The organism is Variovorax beijingensis, assembly GCF_007828835.1.
GTDB lineage: Bacteria > Pseudomonadota > Gammaproteobacteria > Burkholderiales > Burkholderiaceae_C > Variovorax > Variovorax beijingensis_A.
On sequence record NZ_VIVL01000001.1, the window covers coordinates 577950 to 595257 of the forward strand.

Sequence of the window (17308 nt, forward strand, 5' to 3'; positions counted from 1 at the left end):
ATGACTTCTTCCGCATGGGGCCTGTTGGCTCTTTTTCTGGCCGCACTGCTGGTGTTGGCCTGGCCTGTCGGCAAATTCCTTGCCGCGCTGTGCAACGAGCGCGTGCCGCGCTGGATGCAGCGCGTCGAGGCGCCGCTCTACCGGCTCGCAGGCACGCGCCCCGAGCAATCGATGCACTGGCTGCGCTACGCGCTCGCGCTGGTGGCCTTCAATGCCGTGGGCGCGGTCTTCGTCTATGCGCTACAGCGCCTGCAGGGCTGGCTGCCGCTGAATCCCGCGGGCATGGGTGCCATCTCGCCCGATTCGGCCTTCAACACCGCGGTGAGCTTCGTCTCCAACACCAACTGGCAGGGCTACGGCGGCGAGTCGGCCATGAGCTATCTCACGCAGATGCTTGGGCTCGCGGTGCAGAACTTCTTCTCGGCCGCGACGGGCATCGCGGTGGCCTTCGCGCTGATCCGCGGCTTCGCGCGGCGCGGCGACGGCAAGGCCAAGGGCCTGGTCGGCAACTTCTGGGCCGACCTCACGCGCATCACGCTGTGGGTGCTGGTGCCGCTGTCGTTCGTGCTCGCGGTGTTCTTCGTGAGCCAGGGCGCGATCCAGAACTTCGAGGCCTACAAGACCGTAGAAACGGTCGAGGCCACGGCCTTCCAGCAGCCGAAGAACGGTGCCGACGGCCAGCCGCTGAAGAACGAGAAGGGTGAGCCGGTGATGGAAGACGCCACCACCAGGACGCAGACGCTCGCTATGGGGCCGGTGGCTTCGCAGGAAGCCATCAAGATGCTCGGCACCAACGGCGGCGGCTTCTTCAACGCCAACTCGGCGCATCCCTACGAGAACCCGACCGCGCTCAGCAACCTGCTGCAGATGCTCGCGATCTTCCTGATCCCGGCGGCGCTGTGCTTCACCTTCGGCCGCGTGGTGGGCGACCTGCGCCAGGGCTGGGCGGTGCTCGCGGCGATGACGGTGATGTTCGTGGCCGCGGTGATGGTCGTCATTCCCGCCGAGCAGGCCGGCAATCCGCTCTTCGGCGCGCTCGGCGTCGACCAGCTGCATGGCGTGCTGCAAAGCGGCGGCAACATGGAAGGCAAGGAAGTGCGCTTCGGCATCGATGCCTCGGCGCTCTTCGCCGCCGTCACCACGGCCGCCTCGTGCGGCGCGGTGATTGCGATGCACGACTCCTTCACGCCGCTCGGCGGCATGGTGCCCATGGTGCTGATGCAGCTGGGCGAGGTGGTGTTCGGCGGCGTGGGCAGCGGCCTGTACGGCATGCTGATCTTCGCGATGCTCGCGGTGTTCATCGCGGGGCTGATGATCGGCCGCACGCCCGAGTACCTCGGCAAGAAGATCGAGGTGCGCGAGATGAAGCTGATCTCCATCGCCATCCTGGTCACACCCGTGCTGGTGCTGGCGGGCACGGCGATGGCGGTGCTGGCCGGTGCGGGCAAGGCCGGCATCGCGAACCCCGGCGCCCACGGCTTCTCCGAAATCCTCTATGCGCTGAGCTCGGCTGCCAACAACAACGGCAGCGCCTTCGCGGGCCTCTCGGCCAACACGCCGTTCTACAACGGCCTGCTCGGGCTTGCGATGTGGCTCGGCCGCTTCGCGGTAATCGTGCCGGTGCTGGCCATTGCCGGCTCGCTCGCGGCCAAGCAGCGCCTGCCCGTCACCGGCGGCACGCTGCCCACGCACGGGCCGCTGTTCGTCTCGCTGCTGATCGGCACGGTGCTGCTGGTCGGCCTCCTCAACTACGTGCCGGCGCTGGCGCTCGGGCCCGTGGTCGAACACCTCGTGCTCTGGAAGTGAAGGAGCGCACCATGATTCATACAAAGACAACTCTCTCGCTGCTCGATGCGTCGCTGGTCAAGCCCGCGCTATGGGCCGCCTTCGTCAAGCTCGACCCGCGCGCGCAGTGGCGCAACCCGGTGATGTTCATCGTCTACGTCGGCAGCATCCTGACGACGCTGCTCTGGGTGCATTCGCTGAGCTTCCCGGGCGACACCGGCATGAGGCCTGCCTTCGTGCTGGCCATCACCATCTGGCTGTGGTTCACCGTGCTGTTCGCCAACTTCGCGGAAGCCCTGGCCGAGGGCCGCAGCAAGGCGCAGGCCGCTTCGCTGCGCGGCCTGCGCAAGGACACCTGGGCCAAGAAGCTCAAGGAGCCGCACCACGGCGCGCAGTGGCTTCCCGAACAGGCGCCGAATCTCCGAAGGGGCGACGTGGTGCTGGTCGAGACCGGCGACGTCATCCCGCTCGACGGCGAGGTGATCGAAGGCGTGGCCTCGGTCGACGAGAGCGCGATCACCGGCGAATCGGCGCCCGTGGTGCGCGAATCGGGCGGTGACTTCTCGGCGGTGACCGGCGGCACGCGCGTGCTGTCCGACTGGCTGGTAGTGCGCATCTCGGTGAACCCGGGCGAGTCGTTCCTCGACCGCATGATCGGCATGGTCGAGGCGGCCAAGCGCCACAAGACGCCCAACGAGATCGCGCTCACCATCCTGCTGGTCGCGCTCACGCTCGTGTTCCTGATGGTCACCGTCACGCTGCTGCCGTTCTCGCTGTTCAGCGTGGAGGCCGCAGGCGCGGGCGCCGTGGTGTCGCTCACCGCGCTGGTGGCGCTGCTGGTGTGCCTGATTCCCACCACCATCGGCGGCCTGCTCTCGGCCGTGGGCGTGGCCGGCATGAGCCGCATGATGCAGGCCAACGTGATCGCCACCTCGGGCCGCGCCGTGGAAGCGGCCGGCGACGTCGACGTGCTGCTGCTCGACAAGACCGGCACCATCACGCACGGCAACCGCCAGGCGAGTGCCTTCCTGCCCGCGCCCGGCGTGCCGAAGGGCCGCCTCGCACGCGCCGCGATGCTCGCGTCTCTGGCCGACGAAACGCCCGAGGGCCGCAGCATCGTGGAACTCGCTCGCCGCGATGGCCTGGAGGCCGCATCTGTCGAAGGCGCGCGCTTCGTGCCGTTCACTGCCCAGACCCGCATGAGCGGCGTCGACCTGCCGGCCGCGCCGAACAGCCTCGATGCCGACGCGGTGCTGCTGCGCAAGGGCGCGGTCGATGCGATCCGCCGGCATGTCGAATCGATCGGCGGCAGCATGCCGGCCGAGGTGCTGCGCGCGTCCGAGGAAACCGCCCGCCGCGGCAGCACGCCGCTGGCCGTGTCCGAGGGCAATCGCGTGCTCGGCGTGGTCGAGCTCAAGGACATCGTCAAGACCGGCATCAAGGAGCGCTTTGCCGAGCTGCGCCGCATGGGCATCAAGACGGTGATGATCACCGGCGACAACAAGCTCACCGCCGCGGCCATTGCGGCCGAGGCCGGCGTCGACGACTTCCTGGCCGAAGCCACGCCCGAGGACAAGCTCGCGCTGATCCGCCAGTACCAGTCCGAAGGCCGCCTGGTCGCGATGACCGGCGACGGCACCAACGACGCACCCGCGCTCGCGCAGGCCGACGTGGCCGTGGCCATGGGCAGCGGCACGCAGGCGGCGAAGGAGGCCGGCAACATGGTCGACCTGGACTCGAACCCGACCAAGCTGCTCGAGGTGGTGGAAACCGGTAAGGCGCTGCTCATGACGCGCGGCTCGCTCACCACCTTCTCGATCGCGAACGACGTGGCGAAGTACTTCGCGATCATTCCGGCGATCTTCGTCTCGACCTATCCGCAGCTCGGCGCGCTCAACGTGATGCGGCTCGCGAGCCCGTCGTCGGCGATTCTTTCGGCGGTGATCTTCAATGCGCTGGTCATCGTGTTCCTGATTCCGCTCGCGCTCAAGGGCGTGCGCTACCGGCCGGTGGGCGCGGCCGCGCTGCTGCGCCGCAACCTGGCCATCTATGGCCTCGGCGGCCTGCTCGTTCCCTTCATCGGCATCAAGCTGATCGACTGGCTGCTGGTCGCAGTCCATCTGGTCTGAGGAGCTCTTCACCATGAACAACATCATTCGTCCCGCGCTGGTGCTCTTCGCACTGCTGAGTGCGCTCACCGGCCTGGTCTATCCGCTGGCCGTCACCGGCGCGGCCCAGGCGCTGTTTCCGTCGCAGGCGGCCGGCAGCCTGGTCGTGCGCGACGGCAGGGCCGTGGGCTCCAGCCTCATCGGCCAGAACTTCGGCGATCCGAAGCACTTCTGGGGCCGGCCCTCGGCCACCGCGCCGCAGCCCTACAACGCGAGCGCCTCGGGCAGCTCGAACCTCGGGCCGCTCAACCCGGCGCTGGCCGATGCGGTCAAGGCGCGCATCGAGGCGCTGCGCACCGTCGACCCGGGCAATACCGCGGCCGTGCCGGTCGATCTGGTCACGGCCTCTGCCAGCGGGCTCGACCCCGACATCAGCCCCGCCGCCGCGCTCTACCAGGCAGCACGCGTGGCGCGCGTGCGCGGACTGCCGCCCGAGCAGGTGAAGGCGCTGGTCGCCAGCCACACGCAGGCGCCGCTCTGGGGCTGGCTGGGCGAGCCGCGCGTCAATGTGCTGGCATTGAATCTCGCGCTCGATGGCCACTGACCTCTTCCACTTGCTGCTGGCATTTGCAGCACTCTTCGCGCCGCTGGTCTTTGCCTGGTGGGCGCTTTCGCGCACCGCGCGGCGGCATGCCAAGCGCCGCAAGGGCGCGCCGATGCGCTAACCTGCGCAGCCACCGCCAGCACCATGCCCGACACCCGCCCCGATCCCGATGCCCTGCTTGCGCAACTGCGCAGCGACGAGGCGCGCGCACTGCGCGGCAAGCTGCGCATCTACTTCGGCGCGAGCGCGGGCGTCGGCAAGACCTGGGCCATGCTGAGCGCCGCGCAGCGCGAGCGTGCCGCGGGGCGCGACGTGCTGGTCGGCGTGGCCGAGACCCATGGCCGCAGCGAAACCGCGGCGCTGCTCGCGGGGCTCGAGCTGCTGCCGCTGCGGGAGGTGGACCACCGCGGCCGCAGGCTCGCCGAATTCGATCTCGATGCCGCCCTCGCGCGCAAGCCCGCCGTGCTGCTGGTCGACGAGCTGGCCCACACCAATGCGCCCGGCTCCCGCCATGCCAAGCGCTGGCAGGACGTGCAGGAGCTCCTGGCCGCGGGCATCGAGGTCTGGTCGGCGCTCAACGTGCAGCATCTCGAAAGCCTCAACGGCACGGTCGGCGCCATCACCGGCGTGCGGGTGCACGAGACCGTGCCCGACACCGTGCTCGACGAAGCCGACGAGGTGGTGCTGGTGGACGTCACACCCGACGAACTCGCGGCGCGGCTCGCCGCCGGCAAGGTCTACCTGCCCCAGCAGGCCGAGCGTGCCGCGCAGAACTTCTTCCGCAAGGGCAACCTGATCGCGTTGCGCGAAATTGCGCTGCGCCGTACCGCCGAGCATGTGGAAGACGACGTGCGCGGCTGGCGCGTCGAGCAGTCGGGCGCGGCCGGCCGCAACGGAAAGGACGGGCAGGGCGGCGCGCTGCAGGCCTGGAACACCTCGGGCGCGATCCTCGCGTGCGTCGGGCCGCACGAGGGCGACGCGCAGACGGTGCGCACTGCGGCGCGGCTTGCGGGGCAGCTCAATGTGCGCTGGCACGCCGCATATGTCGAGACGCCGCGGCTGCAGCGGCTCGCCGCCGAGGAGCGCGACCGCATCCTCGCGGTGCTCAAGCTCGCCGAGGAACTGGGTGCGGCCACCGCGGTGCTCACCGGCTCCGACGTGGCCGAGCAGCTGGCCGAAGAGGCGCGGCGGCTCAATTGCGCCACGCTGGTGCTGGGGCGCCCGGAGCGGCCCGGCGGCTGGCGCCGCTGGTGGCCCGCCACGCCAATGCCGCTTTCGCGCGCGCTGGCACGGCGCGCGCCCGCGCTCGACATCATGGAAGTCGGCCGCGCCGACAGCTCGCGCCGCCTGGCGCGCGCGCCCATCGCCGCCACGCGCGCCGATGACGACGACCACGAGAAGGCGCCTGTCCATTGGCCGGGCTATGCCTGGGCCACGGCCGCGAGCGTCGTGCTCACGCTGGTCTGCACGCCGCTGGCCCGCGTGCTGGAGCTGTCCAACATCGTGATGCTGTTCATGCTGGGCGTGGTCGGCGTGGCCATGCGCTTCGGCCGCGGGCCCTCGGCGCTTGCGGCCTTGCTCAACGTGGCGGCGTTCGATTATTTCTTCGTGCCGCCGCGCCTGTCGTTCGCGGTGAGCGACGTGCAGTACGTGCTGACCTTCGCGGTCATGCTCGGCGTGGGCCTGCTCGTGGGCCAGCTGATGGCGGGGCTGCGCTTTGCGGCCGGCGTGTCGACCAGCCGCGAGCGGCGCGCGCGCTCGCTGTTCGAACTCACGCGCGAACTCTCGGCCGCACTGGAAAGCACGCAGGTGGTGGCGCTGGGCGCCGCCGCGGTGCAGGGGCACTTCGGCGGCCAGGCGCTGGTGCTGGTCACCGATGCGGCCGACCAGCTCGTGCTGCCCAAGAGCCCGCCTGAGGGCTTCGATGCGCAGGTGGCCGACTGGGCCTTCCGCCACGGCCAGCCTGCGGGCCTGGCCACCGCCACGCTGGCGGCCCAGCCCTGGCACTACGTGCCGCTGCAGGCCCCGATGCGCGTGCGCGGCGTGCTCGCGCTCTCGCCGGCGCAGCCGCGCTGGCTGCTGATCCCGGAGCAGGCGCAGCAGCTCGACACGCTGGCCCGGCAGATCGCGATTGCGCTGGAGCGCGTGCACTATGTGGAGGTGGCGCAGCAGGCGGTGGTCGAGATGGAATCGGAGCGCCTGCGCAACGCGCTGCTCGGCGCCATTTCGCACGACGTGCGCACGCCGCTCACCGCATTGATCGCGCTGGCCGAATCATTGCAGACGCTGCCGCCCGAGGCGCATGCCGAGGCGGCGCGCGCCATCGTCGCGCAGGCCCACGAGCTTCATGCGCTGGTCAACAACCTGCTGGACATGGCGCGGCTCGAAAGCGGCATTGCGGGCGGCGCGGTGAACCTGCGGCGCGACTGGCAGTCGGTGGAGGAGGTGGTCGGCTCGGCCATCCGCGCGGCGCGCACCGCGCTCGGCCATACCGTGGTGCAGACCGCGCTCGAGCCCGGGCTTGCGCTGGTCGAATTCGATGCCGTGCTGATCGAGCGCGTGCTGGTCAACCTGATCGAGAACGCCACCAAGTACGGCGCGCCGCCCATCGTGGTCGGCGCGCGGGCCGAGCCCGGCACGCTGAGGCTCACGGTGCGCGACCACGGCCCGGGCCTGCCCGCCGCGCTCCTGGGCCGCGAGCAGAAGCTGTTCGACAAGTTCACGCGCGGCGAAACCGAGTCGGCCACGCCGGGCGTGGGCCTGGGGCTGGCGATCTGCCGCGCCGTGGTGAGCGCGCACGGCGGCGAGATTGCCGCGGCCAATGCGCAGGGCGGCGGTGCAGAATTCACGGTCACCCTGCCGCGCCGGGAACCACCGGAAACAGCCGAAGCACAATTCTGAATCCATGCCATCGCCCACCGCCATCGTGATCGAGGACGAGCCGCAGATCCGGCGCTTCGTGCGCGGTGCGCTCGAGGCCGAAGGCTGGCTGGTGCACGAGGCCGGCACGCTGCGCGACGGGCTCGCAGCGGCCGGCACGCGCCAGCCCGACCTGCTGGTGCTCGACCTCGGCCTGCCTGACGGCGATGGCGTCTCCCTGATCCGCGATGTGCGGGGCTGGTCGGCCGTGCCGATCATCGTGCTGTCCGCGCGCAGCGACGAGGCCGACAAGATCGCCGCGCTCGATGCCGGCGCCGACGACTACCTGACCAAGCCCTTCGGCACCGGCGAGCTGCTCGCGCGCGTGCGCGCCAACCTGCGCCGGCCGCGCGCGGCGGGCGGCGACGAAACGGCAGAAGCGGTGTTCCGTTTCGGCGAGGTCGAACTGGACCGCGCCGCGCGCATCGTGCGGCGCGCTGGTGCCGAGGTGCACCTGACGCCGACCGAGTACCGATTGCTGTCAGTGCTGGTCGCCAACGCCGGCCGCGTGCTCACGCAGCGCCAGCTGCTGCGCGAGGTGTGGGGCCCGTCGCATACCGACCAGAGCCACTATCTGCGCATCTACATGGGGCATTTGCGGCAGAAGCTGGAAGCGGATCCGGCGCAGCCGCGGCATCTGCTGACCGAAACGGCCGTGGGGTATCGGTTGGTGGTTTAGCTGGCGGGCGCCGCGCTTTGTCGGGGGCACAGAGCCCTCACCCTAGCCCTCTCCCGGAGGGAGAGGGGACAAGACGGAGCGGCGAGATGGTGTCGGGCTATTGCTCCCTCTCCCTCCGGGAGAGGGCAGGGGTGAGGGCAGCGGCATTCAAGCCGCCACGCCCTTGTTCGGATTGAGCAGAAATTTCTCCCCCGTCGCCTGCTTCCCATACACCCCGATCGCATCGAGCTGCAAGGCCTCGAGCAACGAAACCTCCCGCGTGTAGTGGCTCGCAAACGTGGTCTTCAACTCCGCCACCACGCGCGCCTTCAGCCGCTGCGCGCCTTCGTCCCCGAGCTTCTGCAGGAACGGAAACAGCAGCCACCCGCCCATGCCCCACGCCATGCCGAAGTTGCGCACGAACTCCGTCGGCGAGCGGTCGAGGCCGCCGTAGATGTAGACCTGCTTGTGCGTGGTCGAGCCGTAGCGGCTGTATTCCTTGGCGGTGCGGTTCAGCGCCGCTTCCATGCAGCCGAGGATCTGGCCCGCGAGCTTGCCGCCGCCCGTGGCATCGAAGGCCAGCGTGGCGCCGGTCTCGACCAGGGCCTGCGTCAGGTCGTCGAGGAAGGTGGGCGAGCTCGTGCTGCACACGTACTTCGCGCCGATGCCGCGCAGCAGTGCTTCCTGCTCGGGCTTGCGCACGATGTTGACCAGCGCAATGCCGTCTTTCTGGCAGATCTTGTTGAGCATCTGGCCCAGGTTGGATGCGGCGGCCGTGTGCACCAGCGCCTTGTGGCCTTCGCGCCGCATCGTCTCGACCATGCCGAGCGAAGTGAGCGGGTTCACGAAGCATGATGCGCCTTCGGCCGGCGCGGTGCCCGCGGGCAGTTCCAGGCACTGGGCCGCCGCCACGGCCCGGTACTGCGAATACATCGCGCCGCCGATCGCGGCCACCGTCTTGCCCAGCAGCGCCTGCGCCGCGGGCGACGAACCGGCCTTCACCACTACGCCGGCGCCTTCGTTGCCGACCGGCATCGACTGGTCCAGCCGCCCGGCCATGGCCGGCATGGCGCGCTCGGGCACGGTGGCCGTGACGATCGGCCGCTCGGGCGTGCCGGAGACCTTGGCAGTGCCCATGTCGGCCGCGCCGAACAGCAGGCCCAGGTCCGACGGATTCATCGGCGAGGCCTCGACGCGGATCACGACCTCGTGCGCCTGGGGTTCGGGAATCGGCTCGTCGTGCAGCGAGAGTTCGAGTTCGCCGTTCGCACGGATGAGGGAGCGCAGTTGCAGTGCCATGGATGAGCCCCTTGAGCCTCGTGAAAGAGGCAGGTTCGAAGGTGGCCCAGGGCCACGGGGCGGCCAGTATAGGAGCGGCGTGCGAAAGCTGCAGACGCCTTCAAGACACCGCGGGAACCGTCGGTGCGTGGGCCAGCGCATGGCCCATCTTCTCTGCATCGAAGCGATCGATGTAGCGCGGAATGTTGCGCCACAGCGTGTGGTAGCCGTAGCCGCCGCGGAACATCTCCTGGCGCGCGCTCTCCTTGTCCCAGCCCTGCACCGCCATGCGGTAGGCCGCCGCGACCACGCCGGTGCGGTCGGCGCCGTGCATGCAGTGGATCAGCACCGGCCCCTGCTTCTCGGCCTCGCGAATGGCCACCAGCGCGCGCAGCACCTTGGCGTCGTCGATCGACCAGGTGTTGATCGGCACGCGCACCAGGCGGATGCCGCTGCCCGCGAACACCTTCCGATCGTCGTTGAAGGAGCGCAGGCTCACGATGGTGCCGATGCCCAGCGCCTTCAGCGCCGCCACGTTGGCGATGCGCGGCTGCGCGCTGCGGTACAGCGTGGGCGTGATGCGGTGCAGGTTCTCGACGCCGAGCGCGTCGAGCGGATCGGCCCAGTGCCCGGGGCGCGGCGCGGCGTGCGCCGCGGCGGCGCCGCTGCCGTTCCTGCGCTTGTATTTCCTTGCGCTCATTTCGCGCGCCGCCAGTGCCGCGTCACCAAAATCAGCAGGGCCACCGCCAGGCCGCCCCAGTAGTCGACCGGCGCGCCCCAGATCCAGTGCTTGTGCCAGAAGGCATCCACCGCATTGAAGCGCGCCCAGCCGAAGGCCGGGTTGATGAGGAACCAGAGGAAGTCCTCGCAGACCCAGAACACGATCAGGCCGGCCACGGCCAGCCCGAAATCGCGCCACGTCCAGCGTCCGTTGAAGGCCAGCGGCGCCAGGAACACCAGCACCATGAAGGTGAAGACCCAGGCGTGGTAGCCCGTCATCGCGCGCCCGCCCCAGAAGATGTCGAGCCAGATGCTGTTCTCGATGCGCCAGGTGGGCAGCGAGGTGGCCCAGCCGGCGCCGCCTTCGATCTGGATCTCGGCATTGGCGAAGAAGAAGGCCATCACCACCACCCATGCCAGGTAGCCGAGCGTGCGGGCCACGCCCGTCTTCTCCACGGCGCCCGTCATGCGGCTTCGCCCAGCACGTGGCGCAGCACCGCGGCCGCCGCGCGCGGCTTGCCGAGCGCGCGGCTGCATTCGGCCATGTCCGCGAGCTTGGCGGGGTCGGCCATCAGGCGTGCCACCTTGTAGTCGAGGCCGATGGCGTCGTAGGCCAGCCAGCCCGCGCCTTCTTCCATCAGGAAGCCGGCGTTGTGCTCTTCCTGGCCCGGAATCGGCGAGATCAGCAGCATCGGCTTGCCGAGCGCCAGGCATTCCGACACCGTGAGCCCGCCGGGCTTGGTCACGACCAGGTCGGCCGCCGCCATGAGCCTGTGCATCTCGTGGGTGAAGCCGATGGCGACCACGCGCCCCGGATGGCGCGCGGCCAGGGCCTGCAGCCTGCCGTGCGCCTCGGTGTTGCGGCCGGCCACGGCAATCACCTGCAAGCCGCTGTCGCCGCCGAGCGAAAGCACGCGCTCGACCATGCTCGCCAGGTCGCCGACGCCGGCGCCGCCCGAAGCCATCAGCAGCACCGGCCGTGCGGGATCGAGGCCGAGCGCCGCGGCGCAGGCATTGCGCGCGAGCGCCGGCGCGTCGGGCTCGGAGAAGGCCGGCATCACCGGGATGCCGGTCACGTGGATGCGCTCCGCGGGAATGCCGCGCGCTTGCAGCCTGAAGGCCACTTCCTCCGTGGCGGCCAGGTAGCCTGCCATGCCCGGCACCAGCCACATGTTGTGCAGGTCGTAGTCGGTGATCTGCAGCCACACCGGGTAGTCGATGCGGCCGCGGTTGCGCTCGCGCATCAGCAGCTCGGCCGGCAGGAAGTGGGTGCAGATCACGGCGTCGGGCTTCTCGCGGCGGATCTCGCGCAGCAGGGCGCCGGTGCTCAGCCGCTCGATGCCGCGGCGCAGCCGCTGCGAAGGCGCGTGGTGCGGCGTGGCGTCGGTGCGCTGGTGCAGGTAGGACCACAGCTCGGGCGCGCGGTTCACGAGCTGGATGTACCAGTCGGTGTACACCTTGCGGAAGCCGCCGGCCACATGGGCCATGGCATCGATATGGACCGCCGTGTGCGGCGGGGCCGACTGCACGGCGGCTTCGAGGGCTTGCGCTGCGCGCACGTGGCCGTTGCCGGCGCTCACACTGAGGATCAGGATTTTGGTCATGCGGGTCCGGGCCGTCGGCGGGCCATTGGCGCGCATTATCCCCATGCATTGCGACACATCCCGCGGGCGGCCGCCCATCGGCGAAAATGCGGCTGCGCACCGCTTCACCGGGCGTGACCCGCCCCCAACCGACCGCGCCCCGCATGACCGACGCCCCCGCCCCGATCCGCCTCAACAAACGCATGGCCGAGCTCGGCCTCTGCTCGCGCCGCGAGGCCGATGAGTGGATCGCCAACGGCTGGGTGCGCGTCAACGGCAAGCCGGCCGAAATGGGCGTGAAGGTCACGCCGTCCGACCGCATCGAGGTCGACAAGGCCGCCAAGGGCCAGCAGGCGAACCAGGTCACCATCCTCATCAACAAGCCCATCGGCTATGTGAGCGGCCAGGCCGAGGACGGCCATGAGCCCGCGGTGACCCTCTTCACGCCGCAGAACCGCTGGGCCGAGGACAACGCGCGCTTCTTCTTCAGCCCGCAGCAGCTGCGCGGCCTCGCGCCGTGCGGGCGGCTCGACATCGATTCCATCGGCCTGCTGGTGATGACGCAGGACGGGCGCATCGCGCGCCAGCTGATCGGCGAAGACTCGGTGATGGAGAAGGAGTACCTGGTGCGCGTGGCCTACCACGGCCTGGGCCAGCCCGCGCCCACCGGGCAGCTGGTGCGCATGGACGACGACGATCCCGTCACGACCAATGTGCAGGCGGTCTTCCCGCCCGCAATGCTCGCCAGGCTGCGCCACGGCCTGAGCCTCGACGGCCAGCCGCTCAAGCCGGCACGGGTCGAATGGCAGAACCCCGAGCAATTGCGCTTCGTGCTCACCGAGGGCAAGAAGCGCCAGATCCGCCGCATGTGCGAACTGGTCGGCCTGAAGGTGGTGGGCCTGAAGCGCGTGCGCATCGGCCGCGTGATGCTCGGCAACCTGCCCGTCGGTCAGTGGCGCTACCTCGCTCCGCACGAGAAGTTCTGAGCCGTTGCCGATGGCCGTGGTGCTGAGCCAGCGCGCGCTGAACCGGGCCACGCTGGCGCGGCAGATGCTGCTGGAGCGGCGCAAGGCGACGCCCGCGCAGGCCATCGAAAAGCTCGCGGGGCTGCAGGCGCAGGCGCCGAACCCGCCCTACATCGGCCTGTGGAGCCGGCTCGAAGGCTTTCGCCGCGAGCAGTTGACCGAAGCCCTCAAGCAGCGACGCGTCGTGCGCATGTCGACGATGCGCGCGACCCTGCACCTGATGGCCGCAAAGGACGCACTGGCCTGGCGGCCGCTGCTCGAGTCCGTGCACCAGCGCGGATTGAAGGGCAGCAGCCACGCGCGGGCGCTCGAAGGCATCGACCGTGCGGTGGTGGTGCAGGCGGGCCTCGCGCTGCTGCGCGAAGGCCCGCTCACCAGCTCCGAACTCGGCCAGGCTCTTGCGGCGCGCTGGAAAGACCGCGAGCCCGCTTCGCTCGCCGCACTCATCCGCAACAGCGTGCCGCTGGTGCACCTGCCGCCCGCGGGCAGCTGGGACTCGCACCAGAGCGCACGGCTGCAGCCCATCGCGCAGTGGCTCGGCGAATCCGCCGCCGATGCCGCACCGGCCACGCAGGACGAGCTGCTGCTGCGCTACCTCGCGGCCTTCGGCCCCGCCACGCTCGCCGATGCCGGCGCATGGTCGGGCCTCGCGGGCTGGAAGGCCGTGGCCGAGCGCCTGCAGCCGCAGCTGCGCAGCTTCATCGGCGAGCAGGGCCAGGAATTGTTCGACCTGCCGCGCGCGCCGCGCCCCGGGCCTGACACGCCCGCGCCGCCGCGCCTCGTCGCCGAATGGGACAACCTGCTGCTCTCGCATGCCGACCGCAGCCGCGTGATGAGCGAGGCGCACCGCGCCCGCGTGTTCACTGCCAACGGCATCGTGCGTGGCACGGTGCTGCTCGACGGCTTCGTCGCGGGCGTCTGGAAGATCGAGCGCGCGAAGAACAACACGGCCGCGGTGGTGCTGGAGCCCTTCACCCGCTGGCCGAAGGCCGAGCGGCTCGGCGTGCAGGAAGAGGCCATGCGCCTGCTGGCCTTTGCAGCGGATGGCGAGGGCGAGCGGCACGAGGTTCGCGTGCTAAGCCCCGCCTAAGACTTCGCCTCTACGCTGCGCCGCGGCGCAGGGCACTACCGGTCATCCCGATCGCGTGCTACCTTGGCGCCCAAGGAGTCGCCGCAATGCGTGTGCTGCTGGTGGAAGACGACGAGATGATCGGGCGCAGCCTGAAGCAGGCGCTCGAGGGCGCGGGCTGGTCGGCCGACTGGGTGCGCGACGGCGAACTGGCGCAGAGCGCGCTCGGCGACGGCGGCTACACCTGCGTGCTGCTCGACCTGGGCCTGCCGCGGCAGGACGGCACCGAGGTGCTGCGCCGCGCGCGCGAACGCGGCGATGCCACGCCGGTGCTGGTGCTCACCGCGCGCGACGGCCTGGACGACCGCATCCACAGCCTCGACCTGGGCGCCGACGACTACCTGCGGAAGCCCTTCGAATTCCGCGAACTGCTCGCGCGCATGCGGGCCGTGGTGCGCCGGCGCGACGGCGCCGCGCATTCGCTGATCGGCGGCAGCACGATGCAGCTGGACCTCACCACGCGCGAGGTGCTGGTCGATGGGGCGCGCGAGGCGCTCACCGCGCGCGAGTTCGCGCTGCTGCACGCCTTGCTCGAGCGGCCCGGCGCCATCCTCTCGCGCGAGCAGCTCGAGAACCGCATCTACGGCTGGGGCGAGGAAGTGACCAGCAACGCCATCGACGTGCTGATCCACGGCATGCGCCGCAAGCTCGGTGCCGATTCGATCCGCAACGTGCGCGGGCTCGGCTGGCGCGTTGCGGCATGAGCCCCCGCCCGGCCGCTCCGAAGGGGGCTCGCACCGCAGTGCGAAGCACGGAGGTTTGCCAATGACCTCTGTGCGCGGCGGCCGCTGGTGGCGCCCGCGCTCGCTGCGCACCCAACTGCTGTTCTGGCTCGTCACGCTGCACCTGGTGGCGGCGGCGCTGACGGCGTGGTTCACCTTCGTGGCCTATGGCGACCTGGTGCACAACGCGCTCGACGAGCAGATGCGGCTGGTCGCCGATTCCTATGCAGGCAGCGATCCGCCGCGCACGCCGCGTCCGCTCGACGGCAACGCCGCCCTGGTGCGCGGCGCCTTCGTGGTGCAGCTCTGGAGCGCCGATGGCCGCACGCTGCGCGCAAGCTCCTGGCCGCCGCTGGCCGTGGTGCCGCTGCAGCCGCGGCCGGGTTTCAGCGATGCGCGCGCCGATGCGCCCACGCCGTCGCGCTGGCGCGTGTTCACGGCCGAGGCCGGGCCGCGCGCCGACCAGCCGCGCGTGCAGGTGCTGCAGAACGAGGACTACCGCCGGCGCCGGGCGCTGCGCCGCGCGCTGCTCGAAGGCCTGCCCATCGCGCTGCTGCTGCCGCTGGCCTTGCTGATCCTCTGGCTCATCGTGTCGGCGGCTTCGCGCTCGCTGCGCGCGGTGGCGCGCGACGTGGCCTCGCAGGACGAGCGCAGCCCCACCGAGCTGTCGCTGGCGCGCGTGCCGGACGAGATCGCGCCGCTGGTCCAGGCCTTCAACCACCTGCTGTCGCGCATGCGCAGCGCCTTCGCCACGCAGCGCCGCTTCGTGCAGGACGCGGCCCACGAGCTGCGCACGCCGATGGCCGCGATCGGCCTGCAGATCGAGAACCTGCGCGCGCACGTGCCCGCGGGCGAAGCCACCGAGCGCTTCAACCAGCTCGAGGCCGGCGTCACGCGCGCGCAGCACCTGATCGAGCAGCTGCTGAGCCTCTCGCGGCAGGACGCGCCGGGACGCCCGCTCGCGCCCTCGCGCGAAGCGGTCGACATCGAGACCCTGCTGCGCGAGAGCGTGAGCCAGCTGATGGTGCTGGCCGACGCGCGGCGCGTGGACATCGGTTTCGAGGGATCGATCGCGCCCGTGGTGCAGGCGCCGGCCGCCGAGCTGCGCAGCGTGTTCGACAACCTGATCGACAACGCGCTGCGCTATGCGCCCGAAGGCGGAGTGGTCGACGTGCGGCTGCACGAGGTCGACGGCCATGCGGTGGTCGACGTGCTCGACAACGGGCCGGGCATTCCGGCCTCGTCGATCGGCCGCGTGTTCGACCGCTTCTTTCGCGTGCCGGGCGCTCCGGCCGGCGGCAGCGGGCTCGGGCTGGCGATTGCGCGCACGGCCGCCGAGCGGCATGGCCTGCGCATCGAGCTGCGCAACCGCGATGAGGCAGAAGGTGGCGGCGGGCCGGGGCTGCTGGCCCGGGTGCACCTGCCGCCGGCGGCGACTGCGGCAACGGCGCCGCTCACGCCCGGCTAATTTCCTGCTCACGGCGCGCTCAGCCGGGCTGCCTAGAGTGCATCCAGGCCCTGCCACGCGCAGTTCGCGCGATGGCACGCGGCCGGAGACAAACCCTCAGGAGCACACACCATGCGCACTTCCTTCAAGCTTCTTGCCCTTGGCTCCTTCGCCGCGTTCGCGGCGCTCGGTGCCGTGAATGCGTCGGCCGAGACCACCGACGGCTCCGACTACCACCCGCTGCAGATGAATTCGCCCGAGAACCCCGACGTGCAGGCCGGCGCGATGGCCGCCGCGCGTCCCGACGGCACCGAGTCCATCGGCCAGTCGACCAGCGCGCCGGCCATGAACTCGACGACGCCGGTGTCCGACGTGCAGGCCGGCGCCTATGCGGCCTCGCATGCGACGGGCACCGAGTCGATCGGGCAGTCGACCGCGCTGCCGCTCGTGCAGTCGGCCAGCGGCAGTTGATCAGTCGTCGCTGTTGCCGAGCAGCGCGCGGTAGATCAGCGCGCCGATGATCGCGCCCGCGATGGGCGCCACCCAGAACAGCCATAGCTCCGACACCGCGTACGACGGGCCGAACAGCGCCGGGCCCGTGCTGCGCGCGGGATTCACCGAGGTGTTGGTGACCGGAATGGAGATCAGGTGGATCAGCGTGAGGCACAGGCCGATGGCCAGGCCCGCGAAGCCGCCGGCCGCGCGCTTGGCGGTGGCGCCGAGGATCACGATCAGGAACACCGCGGTCATCACCACCTCGCACACCAGCGCGGCCGTCATGCCGTACTTGCCGGGCGAGTGTTCGCCGAAGCCATTGGTGGCGAAGCCGCCGATGTCGGCGCCGGGCTTGCCGGTGGCAATCAGGTAGAGCACGCCGGCCGCGGCAATCGCACCCAGCACCTGCGAGACGATGTAGCCCGCGAGCTGCGAGGCCTTGAAGCGCCCCGCGGCCGCGAGGCCGATCGACACCGCCGGATTGAAGTGGCCGCCCGAGATGGGACCGAGCGCATAGGCGCCGGTCACCACCGTCAGGCCGAACGCCAGCGCGACGCCCAGGAAGCCGATGCCCAGGTTGTTCGGAAAGGCCGCCGCCAGGACCGCGCTTCCGCAGCCGCCCAGCGTGAGCCAGAAAGTACCAATGAACTCGGCCGACCACTTTTTGTAGGTGCTATGTTCCATCTGCTCCATCCCTCCAGAAGTTGAAAAAAATTGCGTGGCCGGGGGCCGCGCGCGGGCGGATTCTAGGAACGTAAACAGCATGCGTCACGCATGTTGTTGCAGCTGGCGGAACCTGTTCACAGTTCAGCGGTCTTTTGTTTCTGACACGCGT

At 70.5% G+C, this 17308-nt stretch carries 16 protein-coding genes; 11 read left to right on the forward strand and 5 right to left on the reverse strand.

Features of this window, described 5'->3' with window-relative positions:
- From kdpA to kdpE, 6 genes are read left to right on the forward strand one after another with little or no spacing between them, the layout of a single operon-like run.
- Nucleotides 1-1806, forward strand: a complete 1806-nt coding sequence (kdpA, locus tag FB547_RS02785; protein ID WP_145739449.1) for a potassium-transporting ATPase subunit KdpA — start codon at nt 1-3, stop codon at nt 1804-1806.
- Nucleotides 1807-1817: 11 nt separating this feature from the next.
- Entirely contained in the window at nt 1818-3914 is a 2097-nt protein-coding gene (gene kdpB / locus FB547_RS02790; RefSeq protein ID WP_145739451.1) for a potassium-transporting ATPase subunit KdpB, read from the forward strand.
- 13 nt (nt 3915-3927) lie between these two features.
- On the forward strand, nt 3928-4497 hold the full coding sequence (gene kdpC / locus FB547_RS02795; protein WP_145739453.1) for a potassium-transporting ATPase subunit KdpC: 570 nt from the start codon (nt 3928-3930) through the stop codon (nt 4495-4497).
- Nucleotides 4487-4618, forward strand: a complete 132-nt coding sequence (locus tag FB547_RS33530; RefSeq protein WP_261380201.1) for a hypothetical protein — start codon at nt 4487-4489, stop codon at nt 4616-4618. Before kdpC ends, FB547_RS33530 begins: the two co-directional genes overlap by 11 nt.
- Before the next feature lie 23 nt (nt 4619-4641).
- Nucleotides 4642-7398 (forward strand): DUF4118 domain-containing protein, encoded by a 2757-nt coding sequence (locus FB547_RS02800; RefSeq protein WP_145739454.1) that lies wholly within the window; start codon nt 4642-4644, stop codon nt 7396-7398.
- Between the two features lie 4 nt (nt 7399-7402).
- Nucleotides 7403-8095, forward strand: coding sequence for a two-component system response regulator KdpE (gene kdpE, locus FB547_RS02805; protein WP_145739456.1), 693 nt, complete (start codon nt 7403-7405; stop codon nt 8093-8095).
- Between the two features lie 147 nt (nt 8096-8242).
- Here the strand turns inward: kdpE and FB547_RS02810 are convergent, their stop codons facing one another.
- From FB547_RS02810 to FB547_RS02825, 4 genes are all read right to left on the reverse strand, one after another.
- A complete protein-coding gene (locus FB547_RS02810; protein ID WP_145739458.1) occupies nt 8243-9373 on the reverse strand; it encodes a zinc-binding dehydrogenase in 1131 nt (376 codons plus the stop codon).
- 100 nt (nt 9374-9473) lie between these two features.
- Nucleotides 9474-10052, reverse strand: a complete 579-nt coding sequence (locus FB547_RS02815; RefSeq protein ID WP_145739460.1) for a dual specificity protein phosphatase family protein — start codon at nt 10050-10052, stop codon at nt 9474-9476.
- Nucleotides 10049-10540, reverse strand: a complete 492-nt coding sequence (locus FB547_RS02820) for a hypothetical protein (protein WP_145739461.1) — start codon at nt 10538-10540, stop codon at nt 10049-10051. The genes FB547_RS02815 and FB547_RS02820 overlap by 4 nt, the downstream gene beginning before the upstream one ends.
- Nucleotides 10537-11676 carry an MGDG synthase family glycosyltransferase gene (locus FB547_RS02825; RefSeq protein ID WP_186454100.1) on the reverse strand — a complete coding sequence of 380 codons (1140 nt, stop codon included), beginning with the start codon at nt 11674-11676 and terminating at the stop codon, nt 10537-10539. The genes FB547_RS02820 and FB547_RS02825 overlap by 4 nt, the downstream gene beginning before the upstream one ends.
- Nucleotides 11677-11819: 143 nt before the next feature.
- Here FB547_RS02825 and FB547_RS02830 point away from each other — a divergent pair, with 143 nt between their 5' ends.
- The 5 genes from FB547_RS02830 to FB547_RS02850 all read left to right on the forward strand — a co-directional run bounded on the left by FB547_RS02830 (nt 11820) and on the right by FB547_RS02850 (nt 16449).
- The gene (locus tag FB547_RS02830) at nt 11820-12641 is read left to right on the forward strand and encodes a pseudouridine synthase (protein WP_145739465.1); all 822 of its coding nucleotides are present in this window, start codon (nt 11820-11822) and stop codon (nt 12639-12641) included.
- 10 nt (nt 12642-12651) lie between these two features.
- Nucleotides 12652-13770: a winged helix DNA-binding domain-containing protein gene (locus tag FB547_RS02835; protein WP_145739466.1), complete on the forward strand. Its 1119-nt coding sequence runs from the start codon at nt 12652-12654 to the stop codon at nt 13768-13770.
- 86 nt (nt 13771-13856) lie between these two features.
- Nucleotides 13857-14513 carry a response regulator transcription factor gene (locus FB547_RS02840; protein ID WP_145739467.1) on the forward strand — a complete coding sequence of 219 codons (657 nt, stop codon included), beginning with the start codon at nt 13857-13859 and terminating at the stop codon, nt 14511-14513.
- A gap of 61 nt (nt 14514-14574) precedes the next feature.
- On the forward strand, nt 14575-15999 hold the full coding sequence (locus tag FB547_RS02845; protein ID WP_145739469.1) for a sensor histidine kinase: 1425 nt from the start codon (nt 14575-14577) through the stop codon (nt 15997-15999).
- A 111-nt stretch (nt 16000-16110) separates the two neighbouring features.
- Complete coding sequence (locus FB547_RS02850; RefSeq protein ID WP_145739470.1) at nt 16111-16449, forward strand: hypothetical protein; 339 nt, start codon at nt 16111-16113, stop codon at nt 16447-16449.
- On the opposite strand, the gene aqpZ is transcribed toward FB547_RS02850, so the two are convergent.
- Entirely contained in the window at nt 16450-17157 is a 708-nt protein-coding gene (aqpZ, locus tag FB547_RS02855) for an aquaporin Z (protein WP_145739472.1), read from the reverse strand.
- Nucleotides 17158-17308: the final 151 nt, after the last annotated feature.